This window comes from Gordonia sp. (in: high G+C Gram-positive bacteria), from assembly GCF_049299075.1.
Lineage (GTDB): Bacteria > Actinomycetota > Actinomycetes > Mycobacteriales > Mycobacteriaceae > Gordonia.
Window position 1 is genome coordinate 1 of the sequence record NZ_JBAQWU010000110.1, and the last position, 14,318, is coordinate 14,318.

Genomic DNA, 14,318 nt, shown 5'->3' on the forward strand with positions numbered 1-14,318 from the left:
CGCCCGCGCTGACCGCCGCCGTCGATCAGGTGCTGGCGACCGCGGCCGCCACCCGCGCGGTGCTCGGCAGCGGCGACGACCACCTGGCGACCGACACCCAGGCACCCGGACCAACGGTGCTCGATCGACTGCCCGGCGCGTCGTCCCAACCCGGCTCCGCTCTGTTCGACGCGGGATTGGCCCTGACCGGCATGAACTGGACGCTCCAGCATGCCGCGACGGTCAGTGCGCGGGGTCATACCGCCTACCTCCCCTGGAACCGGCCGGCAGCGCAGACCCGAAATACCCCGCCTGCGGGGGCATCAGCCGGGTGACCGTATCTGCTTCTCATTCAACTCAGCCCACGCGCTACCGTCTTAACTGATGAGCACTCCTGTATTTCCGCCCACTCCCGTCGCGCCTCCCCCGGCGCTCGTCGACGACGGCCGCTACCAGTTCGGCACCTACAACGGCCCAATACCGAACATAAACCCGTTGGATGCGGGCATGCGGCACACCCGCTTCGATTCCGTCCGGCGGATGTCCCGCAATCTGCGGCTCAAAGAATGGGAGGCGTTTCAGCTCGGCGACGACGACTGGTTCGTCCTCGGCGCGGTGTACAACGCCAAGACCGTCGGGCTGATTCAGGTCCTCGCGGTGAATAAGCATGAGGGCACCATCACCCGGTGGGAAACCAAAATGCCGGCCCCGACCCTGTCGGTGGCGCGCGGGCTGCTCGCCTCGTCGTCGCGCGGCCGGGTGGCCGACTTCCGGGTGGAGATCGGCAATCATCTCGACCAGTGGCGGATCGCCGTGGACGCGCACCACCCCGGGCGCGACGAACTGCCCTCGATGGGGATACACGTGTCCGGACGGTGCGATCCATCGGTGGCCGCGCATCTTGTGGTGGTGCACCCGTTCAGCGTCGATCGGGCGCTGTACTCGCACAAGGCCATGATGCCGATGACCGGTTCCCTGGTGATCGGCAGTGAGCACGTCGGCTTCGGCGATGACCGTGGCTTCATGATCATCGACGACCATCACGGCGACTACCCCCGCCCCATGCGCTACGACTGGGTGACCGGCATCCGCCGACGCAAGGACGGTGTGGTGGAGGGCTTCAACCTCACCGACAACCAGGTTCTGGATCCGGCCCAGTACAACGAGAACGCGATCTGGATCGGCGATCAGTTGCACCGCCTGCCGGCCGTCAGCGTCGAACGTCCGCAGGGACCGTGGGGCAAGTGGCTGATCCGCGACACCTCCGGCGCGGTGGATGTCACCTTCACCCCGACCGTCCGTTCGACGATGCACGTCGGTCCGGCCAAAGCGCTCGCCGAGTACTACGCGCCCTACGGCTGGTACGAGGGCGCCATCGAGGCCCAGGGCGTCGCCCTCAACGTCGACGGCATGTTCGGCGTGGGAGAGCAGAAGCGCATCACGCTCTGACGCGGTGAATCAGTGTGCCGAACGAATACAGGGTTCGGCTGGTTCATGCCCAATCTCAAAGGTGAGAGGACCTGACTTCGCCGTCCACGACAAGTCCCCGGTCCTTCGCACGGCGATATCATCGGGATCAGCCTGCGCCACATTCTGGATCGTCCCACGCTGCAACTGACATTCCAGCCAGTAGTTCGGCTCCGTATCATTCGGATTGATCGGCCGGCCTTGAGTGCGGCGGATATAGCGCTCGACGCGATAGGCGAACGCTGATTGGTATCGCCGAGGTAGTTATCGCGGACGTACGACGGCGGGAAGGTCCAGCATTTGGCGATCAACGTCGCCTCGTCACGCTTGTTGACATCGGCCGCCCACTTCTCGATCGACCGAGGATTCTTCACCGAGTCGCTGCGGTCCGGCGGGGCCACCAGCTTCGATAGACGACATCGACTCACTCGCCGAGCACCCCGTCAGGCTCACGGCGATCACCGCGCCGACCGCGCCCACGCCGTCCCATCGAAGCCACCGACTTCTCCACAGATCGAGAGCATATCGACCCAGCCGGTGCGCGCGGCACACCGCCGCGGTGGAACTACGGGACGACGTTGACCATGCGGCCGGGCACGTAGATCACCTTGCGGGGCTCGCCGTCGAGCAACGCCGCGATCTTCTCATCGGCCAGTGCCGCCGCGACAACGGTGGCCTCGTCCGCATCGGCAGCCACCTGGATGCGGCTGCGGACCTTACCCTTGACCTGCACCGGCACCTCGACGGTGGGCTCGACGAGGTAGCTCTCATCCACCTCCGGGAACGGTCCGTGCGCCAGAGATCCGTTGTGCCCCAGGCGATTCCACAGTTCCTCCGCGAGATGCGGGGCCAGGGGAGCGAGCATCAAAACCAGGCCTTGAACGGCCTCGCGGGGCGCGCCGTCCGGGTAGGTCTTGGTCAGATGGTTGGTCAGCTCGATCAGCTTGGCGCCCGCAGTGTTCATCCGCAGCCCGGCGTAGTCGTCGCGGACACCGGCAATGGTCTTGTGCAGCACCTTGCGCGTCTCGTCCGACGGCTCGATATCGGTGACTCGCGTCGCGCCCGTCTCCTCGTCGACGACGAGCCGCCATGCGCGCTGCAGGAACCGCTGCGCACCGACGACGTCCTTCGTCGCCCACGGACGAGACTGGTCCAGCGGGCCCATTGCCATCTCGTAGACGCGCAGGGTGTCGGCGCCGTAGTCGCGGCAGATGTCGTCGGGTGCGACGGAGTTCTTGAGCGATTTGCCCATCTTTCCGTACTCCTGGCTGACCTCTTCGTCGTTGAAGAAAAACCTGCCATCGCGTTCGACGACTTCCTCAGCGGGCACGTAGACGCCGCGCGCATCGGTGTACGCGTACGCCTGGATCATGCCCTGGTTGAACAGCTTGCGATACGGCTCCCGGCTGGTCACATGGCCCAGATCGAAGAGCACCTTGTGCCAGAAGCGCGAGTACAGCAGGTGCAGCACCGCATGCTCCACCCCACCGATGTACAGGTCCAGACCACCCGGATCAGTTGCACCGTGCAGCTCCGGACGCGGACCCATCCAATACGCCTCGTTCGCCTTGGCGCACAGCGTCTCGTCGTTCGTCGGGTCGATGTACCGCAGCTGATACCACGAGCTGCCCGCCCACTGCGGCATCACATTGGTGTCGCGGGTGTACGCCTGCAGACCGTCGCCGAGATCGAGATCAACGGCGACCCACTCGGTGGCCTTCGCCAGCGGGGGAGAGGGCAGGCTGTCGGTGTCGTTCGGATCGAAGGCGACCGGCGCGTAGTCGGCCACCTCGGGCAGTTCGATCGGCAGCATCGACTCGGGCAGTGCGACCGGGGCGCCGTGTGCGTCGTAGACGATGGGGAAGGGCTCGCCCCAGTAGCGTTGCCGGGCGAACAACCAGTCGCGCAGCTTGAAGGCGGTCGTACCGACCCCGGTGCCCTCGGCTTCCAGCTTCTCCACGATGGCGCGCTTGGCCTCATCGACCCGCATGCCATCCAAGAAACCACTGTTGACCAGCGGTCCATCGCCGACGAACGCCTTCTCCGCGATGCCGTCCTCACTGCCGATCACCTCGCGGATCGGTAGGCCGAAGTCCGTGGCGAACTCGTAGTCCCGCTCGTCGTGGGCGGGCACCGCCATGATGGCGCCGGTGCCGTAGCCGATCAGCACGTAGTCGGCGATGAAGACGGGGAGCTGCTCGCCGTTGACCGGATTGGTGGCATAGGCGCCGGTGAAGACACCGGTCTTCTCCTTGTTCTCCTGACGCTCCAGATCGCTCTTGGCAGCGATCGACGCACGATAGGCAGCCACGGCCGCCTTCGGGCTGGCGTGGCCGTTCGTCCACCGCGGATCCACCCCCGCGCCCGCCTCGCCCCCCGAGCTACCTTCGCTCCCTGAGCCGCCTTCGCTCCCTGAGCTGGCTTCGCTCCCTGAGCCGCCTTCGCTCCCTGAGCTGGCTTTGCTCCCTGAGCTGGCTTTGCTCCCTGAGCCTGTCGAAGGGTCACCCGGCCAGGCGTCGGCGACGATGACGTCCACCAGCTCGTGTTCAGGGGCGAGCACCATGTAGCTCGCACCGAACAAGGTGTCGGGGCGGGTGGTGAAGACCTCGATGGTGGCTGACCCTTCGACAAGCTCAGGGAGCAGGGGAGCCGACCCTTCGACAAGCTCAGGGAGCAGAGTGGACCCTTCGACAAGCTCAGGGAGCAGAGTGGACCCTTCGACAGGCTCAGGGAGCAGGGGCGGCTCAGGGAGCGCGGTGGGGTCAGGGAGCGAGACGGGGAACCGCACGCGGGCGCCCTGGGAACGGCCGATCCAGTTCCGCTGCATGCTCTTGACCTTCTCCGGCCAGTCCAGCAGGTCCAGATCGTCGAGCAGCCGGTCGGAGTAGGCGGTGATGCGCATCATCCATTGGCGCAGGTTCTTCCGGAACACCGGGAAGTTGCCGCGCTCACTGCGGCCGTCGCCGGTGACTTCCTCGTTCGCCAGCACGGTGCCCAGACCCGGGCACCAGTTGACCAGCGAGTTGCTCAGGTAGACCAGACGGTAGGAGTCGAGCACCTCGCGACGACCGACGGCATCAAGCTCGGACCACTCGCCGCCGTCCAAAACCCTTGTGCCGGAATCGAATTCGGCAATCAGCTCGGCGATCGGACGCGCCTTATTCTGCGCGGGATCGAACCAGGCGTTGTAGATCTGCAAGAAGATCCACTGCGTCCACCGGTAGAAGTCGACGTCCGTGGTGGCGACGCGTCGTCGTTCATCGTGGCCCAGACCGAGGCGGCGGATCTGCTGCAGGTACCGCTCGATATTGGCTTCGGTGGTGGTGCGCGGATGCGTGCCCGTTTGCACAGCGTACTGCTCGGCAGGCAGTCCGAACGAGTCGAAGCCCATGGTGTGCAGAACGTTCTTGCCGATCATCCGCTGATACCGCGCAAAGACGTCGGCCGCGATGAAGCCCAGCGGGTGCCCGACGTGCAGACCGGCCCCCGAGGGGTACGGGAACATATCTTGGACAAAGAGCTTGTCCGGCGCCTGCGGACCGCAGCCGTCGAACGCCGAGAAGTCGCCGGCGAGCGGCCCGACCGGATTAGGCGCGTTGAAGGTGCCCTCGCTAGTCCAGTACTGCTGCCAGCGGTTTTCGATGTCACCGGCCGTCTGTGCGGTGTAACGGTGCCCCGGGGTGTTGTCGGCGATGCTCACCCGACCAGGGTAAATCGTCGCCGATTCTCGCCGCGCAGCGCCTCGGCGATACGATCGCAGTCGTGTATGCCGCTTCCGTGATCGCCGCCGTCGTCGCCTTTGTGCTCGCCGCGCTGTGGGCTGGCGTGGGTATCGCGGGCCTACTGGGCCGACTGCCCGGCAACCGCTGGATCGGCGTCCGCAGTAAAGCGACCCGGGCGTCCCAGGACGCCTGGGACCTGGCGCACCGGGTGGCCGCACCCGGCTTCCTATTCGGCTCGCTCGCGCTGATCCTCGGCGGAGCACTCGCCCTCACCACCGAATGGGGCTTCCTATTCGCTCTCGGCGGCCTGGCGATCGGCCTGCTGGCCGTCTCCGTAGTGAGCGGCGTCGCCGTCCGGGCCGCGCAGCGGGTCCCCGCCCCGGAAGGGGCCGGCGGCTGCAGCAGCGATTGCTGCTCGGGTGGCACCGTCGCCGCTGAACAAGACTCCTGCGCGGCGAACAGCGAAGCACAAAATGCCGCCGACTGCGGCGAATCGAGTTGCGGCTCCTGTGCCCTGAGCGGCATGTGTGAATCGGAGTCCCCGCCGGCCTCCGCCGGCCGGTAGCGCACACCCGCCAGGCACCGCCGCCCGACGAGCAAGGAGGACGATCGCTGATGTTCGCCAAGCTGATAGCCCGGTCACCGATCGACGGTTTCGTCATAGCGATCATGCTGGCGGTGCTGGTCGCGGCGCTTTTCCCGGCTCGCGGCGCCTTTGCCGAGGTCCTCGACTACACCGTCATCGCCGCGATCGCACTGCTGTTCTTCCTGTACGGCACCCGGTTGCACCCGCGCGAAGCCCTCGCCGGGCTGGCGCACTGGCGCCTGCACCTGACGATTCTCACGTTCACCTTCGTGCTGTTCCCGATCATCGGATTCGTGCTCGCACCCCTGTTAGCGAAGATCATCGGCCAGGACCTGTCCGCGGGCATGCTGTATCTGACGCTGGTGCCGTCCACCGTCCAGTCGTCGATCGCCTTCACCTCGATCGCCAAGGGCAACGTCCCCGGGGCGATCGTCAGTGCCTCCGTGTCCAATCTGCTCGGGGTTTTCCTGACGCCGCTGCTGGTGGTCTGGTTGATGAGCACCGAATCGGGCATTCACGTCGACGCCTCGTCGATCACCAAAATCATGCTGCAGATCTTGCTGCCGTTCGTGCTCGGGCAGCTGCTCCGGCCATGGATCGCGCCGTTGCTGGCCCGCTACGCCGAACCAACCAAGTACGTTGACCGCGGTTCCATTGTGTTGGTGGTCTACGTGGCGTTCAGCGAGGGCGTCCGGCAGGGTCTGTGGTCGCTGGTCAGCGCCTGGCAGGTGGTGTTGATGACGATCATCGCCACCGTATTGGTTGTCGTTATGCTGGTGCTGTCGGGTTGGCTGCCCCGTCGCCTGGGCTTCGACCGCGAAGACACCATCGCCATCCAATTCTGCGGGACCAAAAAGTCGCTGGCGACCGGCCTGCCGATGGCGACGGTGCTGTTCGCCGGATCCCAGGTCGGCCTGATCGTGCTGCCCTTGATGATCTTCCACCAGGTGCAACTGATCTTGTGCTCCGCGCTAGCCACCCGTTACAGCAAGCGGGCACCGGGCCGTCCCGATCCCGCCGACATCGCCGCCTGAAAGCCAGCTGGCGACCGCGGCCCAAGGGCCCTGGCACGCGCTGCTCCGTGAATGAGAGACTGGAGCCATGGGAAATAAGCAGCAGTTTGACGGCATGGTGATGGTGGTGACCGGCGGCGCCGCCGGTATCGGCAGGCAGATCGCTGAACAAGCGGCGTGGTCCGGCTGCCGGGTGGCCATCGGCGACCGCGATGCGGACGGTGCGCAGCGTACCGCCGACGAACTCGGCGCCGGGATGCGCGGTTACTCCCTCGACGTCACCGATGAAACGTCGTACCGCGAGTTCCTGGACAAGGTCACCGCCGACTTCGGACCCATCGACGTCCTGGTGAACAACGCCGGCGTGATGTGGGTCGGTCCTTACAACGAAGAGCCAGAAAAGGCCACCGAAGCCATGCTCGCGGTCAACGTGCTCGGTGTGATCCGGGGCGTCCGGCTGGTCGCGCCGATGATGGCCGAGCGCGGCGTCGGACACATCATCACCATCGCCTCGGCCGCCTCCAAACTGGCACCGCCCGGAGAGGCCACCTATGCGGCGACCAAACACGCGGTGCTCGGCTATCTGACCGGGGTCCGCGAGGAACTGCGCGGCAGCGGCGTCGAGATCTCAGCGATCCTCCCGGCCGTCGTCGACACCGAACTGGCCCGCGGCACCGCCACCGGCGCCGCGAAGATGCTCAGCCCCGACGACGTCGCGCAGGCCGTACTAGACGCGATCGCCAAGCCCCGCTTCATCACGATGATCCCCGGATACGTCGGTCCGCTGGTCGCCGGCATGGGTCTGCTGCCTCAGTCGATCCGGGATCTCCTGATGCGGCAGATGGTGCCCAACCAGGTGAAGGCCGCCGCGGAAGCCGACCGCAGCGCCTACCAGAAGCGCGCCATGGGCGCCTGAAGTCAGTTGGCCGGGGTTTCCCGGGCGTCGACGGTGACCGCTGCGGCGGCCTCCGGTTCGGCGGCCTCCGGTTCGGCGCGCGCGGGCGGCTCACTTGTGTCGTGCCGCCTCCGGTCGAGCTGGTGCCGGATCGCCCGGGTCACCACCAGCAGGCAACCGGCCACCACGAGGCCGATCACCAAGACACCAATGAGCCGAGCACCCGCGGTCGCGCCCAGCACGTAGGCCAAGACCAGCACCGACGTCGCCCAAGTGGCTCCACCGATGAACGTGGCCAACGCATACTTCCGCATGTTGACCCCGGACATCCCCGCGGTGATCGGTACGACGGTCCGCACGTAGCCGAGCCATCGACCCACCGGGACGGTCACAAAGAGGTTCCGCCGAACGCGCCGCGCGGCGCCGTCCCAGTATTCCGGACCGAATTTACGGCCGGCCCACGAGTTTTCCACGCGCGGCCCAGATCTACGGCCGAGCAGGAATCCGGTGAGGTCTCCGCAGAGGGCGCCCACGATCGCCAGCACGATCAGAACAAAGATGTTCGGCTGCCCGATTGCCGCCGCGACTCCGGCGGCGATCAGCACCGCTTCGCTCGGCATGATCAGACCGCATACCAGCACGGCCGTCTCCGAGAACAGCACAACGAAAACCGCCGTATAGACCGCCCACGCCGGGGCGGAACCCACGACGGTGGTCAACCACTCAGAAATCTTTTCCACGTCAGTTGGTCCGCGGGTCGTCGGGATAGGTGGCCAGCAGCGACAGCGGCCACTGTTGCCGTTTGAGCACTTCGTGCCACACATCGACGGTAGCCGGTGCGAGTAGATCGGCCGGTAAGCCCGGGGCGATCAGCCAGCTGCCCTCGGATACTTCCTCGGCCAGTTGTCCGGCATCCCATCCGGCATATCCGGCGAAAATTCGAACTCCGGTGAGGAACGGGTGCAGTTCGTCGGGGTCGGCGTCGAGGTCCACCATGCAGACGGGACCGCGCACCTGGTGCAATCTGGGCTGGGCAGCCAAATCGATGCCCGTCTTGGCGACGCCAAGGCAGACAGCGGACTCGGTCTGCACCGGACCCCCGATGAAGACGGCGCGCGGAGCGGCCGCAAGCTCGGCCCAGCGGGGAAGCACGTTGAACACCGCGGCCTGACTCATTCGGTTCAGCACGACACCGAGGGACCCGTTCTCGTCGTGCTCGATCATATAAATGACGGAGCGCACGAAAGTCGGACCGACGAGGGATGTCGACGCGATCAGCACCGATCCCGGACTGATCAGCGCCGGATCGCCGCAAGAGTCGTCGCCAAACACGCGTCAATCATCGCACAGGCCCCACGTCGGGATCGCCACCCGATCGGTCGGAAGTGGGTATCGTCAACAGGTGAGGTTCATTCATTCGCTGACGCATTCGCCTGGGCTCTGGCGGCTGCTGCTGGTCCGCCTGACGAGCCAGCTCAGCGACGGTGCCTTCCAAGCGGCCCTGGCTTTCTCGATCCTCTTCAATCCCGATCGCCAAACCGAACCAATGACAATTGCGCTCGGCTTCGCGGTGCTGCTGATCCCGTACTCGGTGATCGGACCGTTCGCTGGCGCACTTCTCGACCATTGGGATCGCCGGCGAGTTCTGGTGTGGGTCAACGTCCTTCGAGCGATCACCATTGCCCTGGTCGCATTCACGATGGGGTCCGGCGCCCCTGAGTCCGCCGTTCTGGTGACCGCGCTCCTGGTCACCGGGTGCAGCAGATTTGTAGCTTCGGGCCTGTCCGCCTCACTACCGCACGTCGCCGGTCGCGATGTCCTGATGGAAATGAACGCCTTGTTCACCACACTTGGGGCCGGCGTCCTCGCTCTCGGGTTCGTCATTTCTGGGGCGCTGCGCGCACTGTTTGGGTCTGACGATGCTGGTTCGGCCGCGACCTTGCTGGCCGGCGCATCCATCAGCCTGGTCTCCGCGGGTATCGCCGCTGGCTTCGTACCCCGATTCCTGGGCCCGGACACCCCAGACGACGCCGGGCACTCCGCGTCGTACGCCGTCGCCCACGGTTTGGGGCACGGTTTCCGCGCCGTCGTCAATACCCGCACCGTGGCGGTCGTGCTGTCCGCAATCGGCGTCCACCGCTTCGTCTTCGGCATCAACATGCTGATGATCCTGCTGATCGTGAAGACACTCGACCTGGGGCCGATCCGCGGGCACGATGTCGGTGCCGTCACTGTCGTCGGCGCCGGAGTGGCCCTCGGCGCGCTATTCGCCGCGTTCACCACGCCGCTGCTGATCCACCGAATCGGCCGCCGTTGGACTATCGCCACCGCCCTGATCCTCGCCGCGACCGCCGAAGCGTTGCTCCTGCAGCTGAGCTGGATCAGCATCTGTCTGAGCGCGGTGCTGCTCGGCCTGGCTGGCCAGACAATCAAACTGTGCGGCGACCTAGCCATGCAGGCAGACATCTCCGACACCTACCGCGGACAAGTCTTCGCCGTGCAGGACGCGGTATTCAACATCGCCTTCGTCGTGGCAATGGTGGTCGCCGCAATGGTCCTTCCCGTCGCATCCCCGAATGCACCCGTCGTCGTCCTGTGCGCGGTGGGCCTGTACGTGGTGGCCGCCCTCGGCGTCTGGAAGAGCCATCCGAAGGACGTTCGCGGAGCCGATCCGCGCCTGCACTACGGCGACGAGGGCGCCGCGATACCGTCGGCGAACCCGTCGCCGTCCGTATCCTCGAGCACCTGATCGGGGACGCCATCACCGTCGACGTCGATTTCCAGCCTGCGGGGCGACCCGCCCTGCTCGGTGCCGTCAACGCCCGGTAGCGGCCCGCTCCGGCACGGCTGCTCCCACAGGCCAAGGCCGCCGTCGGAGAATACGGTCGCATCCGCGCCGTCATTGAGGTCGAGAACCACGCGGTCGGCGATACCGTCGCCATCGGAGTCCCACATCGCGTCGTCGATCAGTCCGTCACCGTCGAAGTCCAGCGCCACCGCGTCGGCCACACCGTCGCCGTCGAGGTCGAGGTCGGCAGGGGAGTGCCACGTCGACAACTCACCGTCGCCGGTGCCGAAGAAGTATTCGAGGCCCTCCACATGAATTGGACGCACAGCGAGGCAGTTCGGTTCCCGGACACGCCCAACCAGCGAAGAGAATCTTTCAGTACCCCATGGTGCGAATGCTGTCGGCCAACCGATCCAAATCTTCCCGGCGCAGGTCGAGGTGCCCGGCGACCCGAAGCAGCGACTGCTCACCAGCAAGCGGGGCGCGCCACGAGTCGGCGCACGTCACCAGGAGGCCGATCTCGCGGAGCTTGCGCTGGGCGGCGGCCACATCGGTGGGCTGCCAGCCGGGCGGCGGCATCAGCGTGACGAGCGCGGACGGCTCGTCGACGGGCTCCAGGACCTCCCAGGACGCGATGCCGGTGAGGCGTTCGCGGGTGATCCGACCGATTTTGGCGAGCTCGTCGTACACCACCGGCAGACCAGCCTCGGCCAGCTCAGCGACCGCCTGGCCGAGACCGAGGCGACCGGCCACAAAGCCGTCCGAGGAGTCGATGGTCACTGGTCGCAGCCCGTCAGCGCGCACCGCGATGAAACCGACCCCGCGCGGACCAGTCAGCCACTTACGCGCCGTGCCGTAAACGATGTCAGCACCGGTCACGGTGGGGACGTGCCCAACGGCTTGGGCCATGTCAACGACAACCGGGACACCCGCATGGTGGGCGACCTGGACGATCGCCTGCACCGGCTGCACCACACCGCTGGCCGAACCGATCTGACAGACATGGATGAACTCCGGCTGCTCGAACTGCAGCATGTTCTCCAGTGCATCGACGTCGACGTGGCCGTATACGTCGGCCGATGGCATGGTGCGTACGGAGATCCCGCGGTTCTCGAATTCGGCGAGGTTGGGGCCGAACTCATTGGTCGCCACCCACACCGTCGAGGCGATCGGGAGATTCCAATTCGTCAGCAACGCCCGCAGGCACGCACGGGCGCTGTCCCGAAAGCTCAGCTCATCCGGGAGGTGACCGAGCAAGGCCGCCAGGTCGCGGCGGCCGTCGGCCAACACCTGCTCCCGTTCCTCGGCAGCCACATAGGCACCGCGCTCGGATTCGCGCCACAGGTGACCGGCGATGGTCTCGACGACGGCGGACGTCGACCGGCCAGCCGCTGCCGCGTCAAGGTGGGTGATCGTCGGCGCAATCCGCGCGGCGTGGAATTGTTCTCCCAGATCGCTGCAGTACATACCGACAAATCTACCGCTGCGCCCACCATTGCAGTAGAGCCGTCTCCGCCTCATCGCGGGACAGTGGGCCCGAGTCGAGCCGAAGCTCCTTCAGATAGCGCCACGCTGCACCGACTTGCGGTCCGGCCGGAATGTTCAGAAGCTCCATGATCGCGTTGCCGTCCAGGTCCGGGCGAACCCGGCTCAAGTCCTCGGCGGCCTGCAGCGCCGCGATGCGCCGCTCCAGATCGTCGTAGGTCTCCTGGAGCTTGCGGGCCCGTCGCCTATTGCGCGTCGTGCAATCGGCGCGCACCAGCTTGTGCAGCCGATCCAGCAACGGCCCGGCATCGGTCACGTAGCGGCGCACCGCCGAATCGGTCCACTTGCCCTCACCGTAGCCGTGAAAGCGCAGGTGCAAGAAGACCAGCTGGGCGACGTCATCAACCATCGCCTTGGAATACTTGAGAGCGCGCATCCGCTTGCGCACCAATTTGGCGCCGACTACCTCGTGGTGGTGAAAGCTGACGCCACCAGCCCCCTCGTGTCGGCGGGTGGCCGGTTTGCCGATGTCGTGCAGGAGTGCCGCCCACCGCAGCACCGGGTCGGGGCCATCTGTTTCCAGATCGATCGCCTGCTCCAGGACGGTCAGCGAATGCTGGTAAACGTCTTTGTGCTGGTGATGCTCGTCGATGGTGAGTTTCATGGCGGGAATCTCCGGCATGATCCGGTCCGCCAGTCCGGTCTGCACCAGCAGGTCGATGGCCTCGCGCGGATGCTCGCCGCAGATCAGTTTGTCCAGCTCCAGCTGGATCCGTTCGACAGTGATCCGCTCTATCTCGCCGGACATCGCGGTGATGGCCGCCACGGTGCGGTCGGACAACCCGAAGCCGAGCTGGGAGACGAAGCGGATTCCGCGCAGCATCCGCAGCGGATCGTCGTAAAAGGAGTCTTCCGGCGCCGCCGGGGTGTCGATCACGCCGGCCAGCAGGTCGTCGATGCCCCCGAGCGGATCGCAGAACTCCTGCGTACCGTCCGGATTCACCCGCACGGCCATCGCATTGACCCGAAAGTCCCGACGAATCAGGTCGCCGTCGAGCGTGTCGCCGAAGGTGACCTTCGGATTGCGACTGACCCGATCGTACTGGTCGGACCGGTAGGTGGTGATCTCGACGGTGTTGCCGTCCTTCACACCGCTGACCGTGCCGAATTCGATACCGGTAGTCCAGATCGCCTGGGCCCAGTCGGCCAGAACCTGCTGAATCACCTCGGGTCGGGCGTCGGTGGTGAAGTCCAGGTCATTGCCGAGGCGCCCGAGCACCGCGTCACGTACGGTGCCCCCGACGAGGTACAACTCGTGCCCGTGCTCGGCAAACCGCTGCGCGAGGGGCGTGAGCACGTCACTCAGTTCGCGCAGGGTGATCGCGGCGGCGGCGAGGAGCCGCGTCCGTCGCTCCATGCGCGCGGCGGAAAGACTGTCGGTCATGGGATCTGAGCCTACCGAGCAGCACTCCAGGTTCGTCCGTTCGGTATCCACCGACGCCCACAGCTTGAGGTAACAGCGGGTGGCGAGCAGATAGAGTCGTGGTGTGTCTGCTGAGTCCCCGGTGAGCCGACCGGACGTCGTGAACGACGATCCGGCGTCCGGCGACCCTCCCGGTCAGCGGTCACGACGCAACCGGCGCGGCCGACGACGCGGACGCCGACGCAGCAAGGGACCGAATTCGACGGTGCCAGCCGCCACCGCCGAGACCGCCGATTCGGGGGAGTCGCGCGGTGGCCCCAGCCCCGCTGTGATGCCGCGCACCAGCAGCAAACAGCACAGTAAACCGCGCCCGGTTGAAGCTCCGGAGAAGCATCCGAGCTCCGGCGGACCGCGCCTGCGCACGGTGCGGGAGACCTCGGCCGGCGGCCTTGTGCTCTCAAATCTCGATGAGCCGTATGACCAGATCAAGGCGGTGCTAATCGGCCGCATCGACCGACGCGGCCGGATGATGTGGTCGTTGCCGAAGGGTCATATCGAGACCGGGGAGACCACCGAACAGACCGCCATTCGGGAGATCGCCGAAGAGACCGGCGTGACCGGCAGTATCGTCGCGCCGCTCGGTAAGATCGACTACTGGTTCGTCAGCGAGGGGCGCCGGATCCACAAAACCGTGCATCATTATCTGCTCCGCTACCTCGACGGCGTCCTCTCCGATGCGGACTACGAGGTCGCCGCTGTGGCGTGGGTGCCGGTCACCGAATTACCTCGTCGCCTCACGTACTCTGACGAACGACGGCTCGCCCGCACGGCCGAAGCGGTCATCGCTGATCTGCGCAGCGATCCCGCCCGGCTCGCCCGCAACCAAGCCGAGGCAAACCGCACCGAACCGAACGACTATGAGAAGGCTGCCGCCGCCCGCAATCAGCGCCGCAATGAGCC

Annotated in this window: 13 protein-coding genes; 7 read left to right on the forward strand and 6 right to left on the reverse strand. The window is 66.2% G+C overall.

The window, feature by feature from the left end; genetic code table 11:
* Both WAW85_RS03665 and WAW85_RS03670 read left to right on the forward strand, forming a co-directional pair.
* Positions 1-314 (forward strand): hypothetical protein (locus tag WAW85_RS03665; RefSeq protein ID WP_422558292.1); only part of this gene is annotated, 314 nt, incomplete at its 5' end.
* A gap of 49 nt (positions 315-363) precedes the next feature.
* The gene (locus WAW85_RS03670; protein WP_422558293.1) at positions 364-1,428 is read left to right on the forward strand and encodes a DUF2804 family protein; all 1,065 of its coding nucleotides are present in this window, start codon (positions 364-366) and stop codon (positions 1,426-1,428) included.
* Between the two features lie 583 nt (positions 1,429-2,011).
* On the opposite strand, the gene WAW85_RS03675 is transcribed toward WAW85_RS03670, so the two are convergent.
* Entirely contained in the window at positions 2,012-5,146 is a 3,135-nt protein-coding gene (locus WAW85_RS03675; protein ID WP_422558294.1) for a leucine--tRNA ligase, read from the reverse strand.
* Between the two features lie 62 nt (positions 5,147-5,208).
* Between WAW85_RS03675 and WAW85_RS03680 the strand changes: the two genes are divergently transcribed.
* The 3 genes from WAW85_RS03680 to WAW85_RS03690 all read left to right on the forward strand — a co-directional run bounded on the left by WAW85_RS03680 (position 5,209) and on the right by WAW85_RS03690 (position 7,683).
* Positions 5,209-5,733: an SdpI family protein gene (locus WAW85_RS03680; protein ID WP_422558295.1), complete on the forward strand. Its 525-nt coding sequence runs from the start codon at positions 5,209-5,211 to the stop codon at positions 5,731-5,733.
* A gap of 50 nt (positions 5,734-5,783) precedes the next feature.
* The gene (locus tag WAW85_RS03685; protein WP_422558296.1) at positions 5,784-6,788 is read left to right on the forward strand and encodes a bile acid:sodium symporter family protein; all 1,005 of its coding nucleotides are present in this window, start codon (positions 5,784-5,786) and stop codon (positions 6,786-6,788) included.
* A gap of 67 nt (positions 6,789-6,855) precedes the next feature.
* Positions 6,856-7,683 carry an SDR family oxidoreductase gene (locus WAW85_RS03690; RefSeq protein ID WP_422558297.1) on the forward strand — a complete coding sequence of 276 codons (828 nt, stop codon included), beginning with the start codon at positions 6,856-6,858 and terminating at the stop codon, positions 7,681-7,683.
* Positions 7,684-7,685: 2 nt separating this feature from the next.
* Here WAW85_RS03690 and WAW85_RS03695 read toward each other — a convergent pair whose 3' ends face one another.
* Entirely contained in the window at positions 7,686-8,402 is a 717-nt protein-coding gene (locus WAW85_RS03695; protein WP_422558298.1) for a DedA family protein, read from the reverse strand.
* Between the two features lies 1 nt (position 8,403).
* Complete coding sequence (locus tag WAW85_RS03700; protein ID WP_422558299.1) at positions 8,404-8,994, reverse strand: YqgE/AlgH family protein; 591 nt, start codon at positions 8,992-8,994, stop codon at positions 8,404-8,406.
* Positions 8,995-9,064: 70 nt separating this feature from the next.
* On the opposite strand from WAW85_RS03700, the gene WAW85_RS03705 reads away from it, so the two are divergent.
* On the forward strand, positions 9,065-10,411 hold the full coding sequence (locus WAW85_RS03705) for an MFS transporter (protein ID WP_422558300.1): 1,347 nt from the start codon (positions 9,065-9,067) through the stop codon (positions 10,409-10,411).
* On the opposite strand, the gene WAW85_RS03710 is transcribed toward WAW85_RS03705, so the two are convergent.
* From WAW85_RS03710 to WAW85_RS03720, 3 genes are read right to left on the reverse strand one after another with little or no spacing between them, the layout of a single operon-like run.
* Complete coding sequence (locus WAW85_RS03710; RefSeq protein WP_422558301.1) at positions 10,345-10,776, reverse strand: hypothetical protein; 432 nt, start codon at positions 10,774-10,776, stop codon at positions 10,345-10,347. The two genes, WAW85_RS03705 and WAW85_RS03710, sit on opposite strands and share 67 nt — an antisense overlap.
* A gap of 49 nt (positions 10,777-10,825) precedes the next feature.
* A complete protein-coding gene (locus tag WAW85_RS03715; RefSeq protein ID WP_422558302.1) occupies positions 10,826-11,917 on the reverse strand; it encodes an aminotransferase class V-fold PLP-dependent enzyme in 1,092 nt (363 codons plus the stop codon).
* A gap of 10 nt (positions 11,918-11,927) precedes the next feature.
* Entirely contained in the window at positions 11,928-13,379 is a 1,452-nt protein-coding gene (locus tag WAW85_RS03720) for a CCA tRNA nucleotidyltransferase (RefSeq protein WP_422558303.1), read from the reverse strand.
* A gap of 103 nt (positions 13,380-13,482) precedes the next feature.
* Between WAW85_RS03720 and WAW85_RS03725 the strand changes: the two genes are divergently transcribed.
* The coding region (locus tag WAW85_RS03725; protein WP_422558304.1) for an NUDIX hydrolase at positions 13,483-14,318 on the forward strand (836 nt) is incomplete at its 3' end.

Coding starts and splice junctions, on each gene's coding strand:
- WAW85_RS03720 (WP_422558303.1), bottom strand. CDS start 13,379: ATGACCGACAGTCTTTCCGCCGCGCGCATGGAGCGACGGACGCGGCTC.
- WAW85_RS03690 (WP_422558297.1), top strand. CDS start 6,856: ATGGGAAATAAGCAGCAGTTTGACGGCATGGTGATGGTGGTGACCGGC.
- WAW85_RS03685 (WP_422558296.1), top strand. CDS start 5,784: ATGTTCGCCAAGCTGATAGCCCGGTCACCGATCGACGGTTTCGTCATA.
- WAW85_RS03715 (WP_422558302.1), bottom strand. CDS start 11,917: ATGTACTGCAGCGATCTGGGAGAACAATTCCACGCCGCGCGGATTGCG.
- WAW85_RS03670 (WP_422558293.1), top strand. CDS start 364: ATGAGCACTCCTGTATTTCCGCCCACTCCCGTCGCGCCTCCCCCGGCG.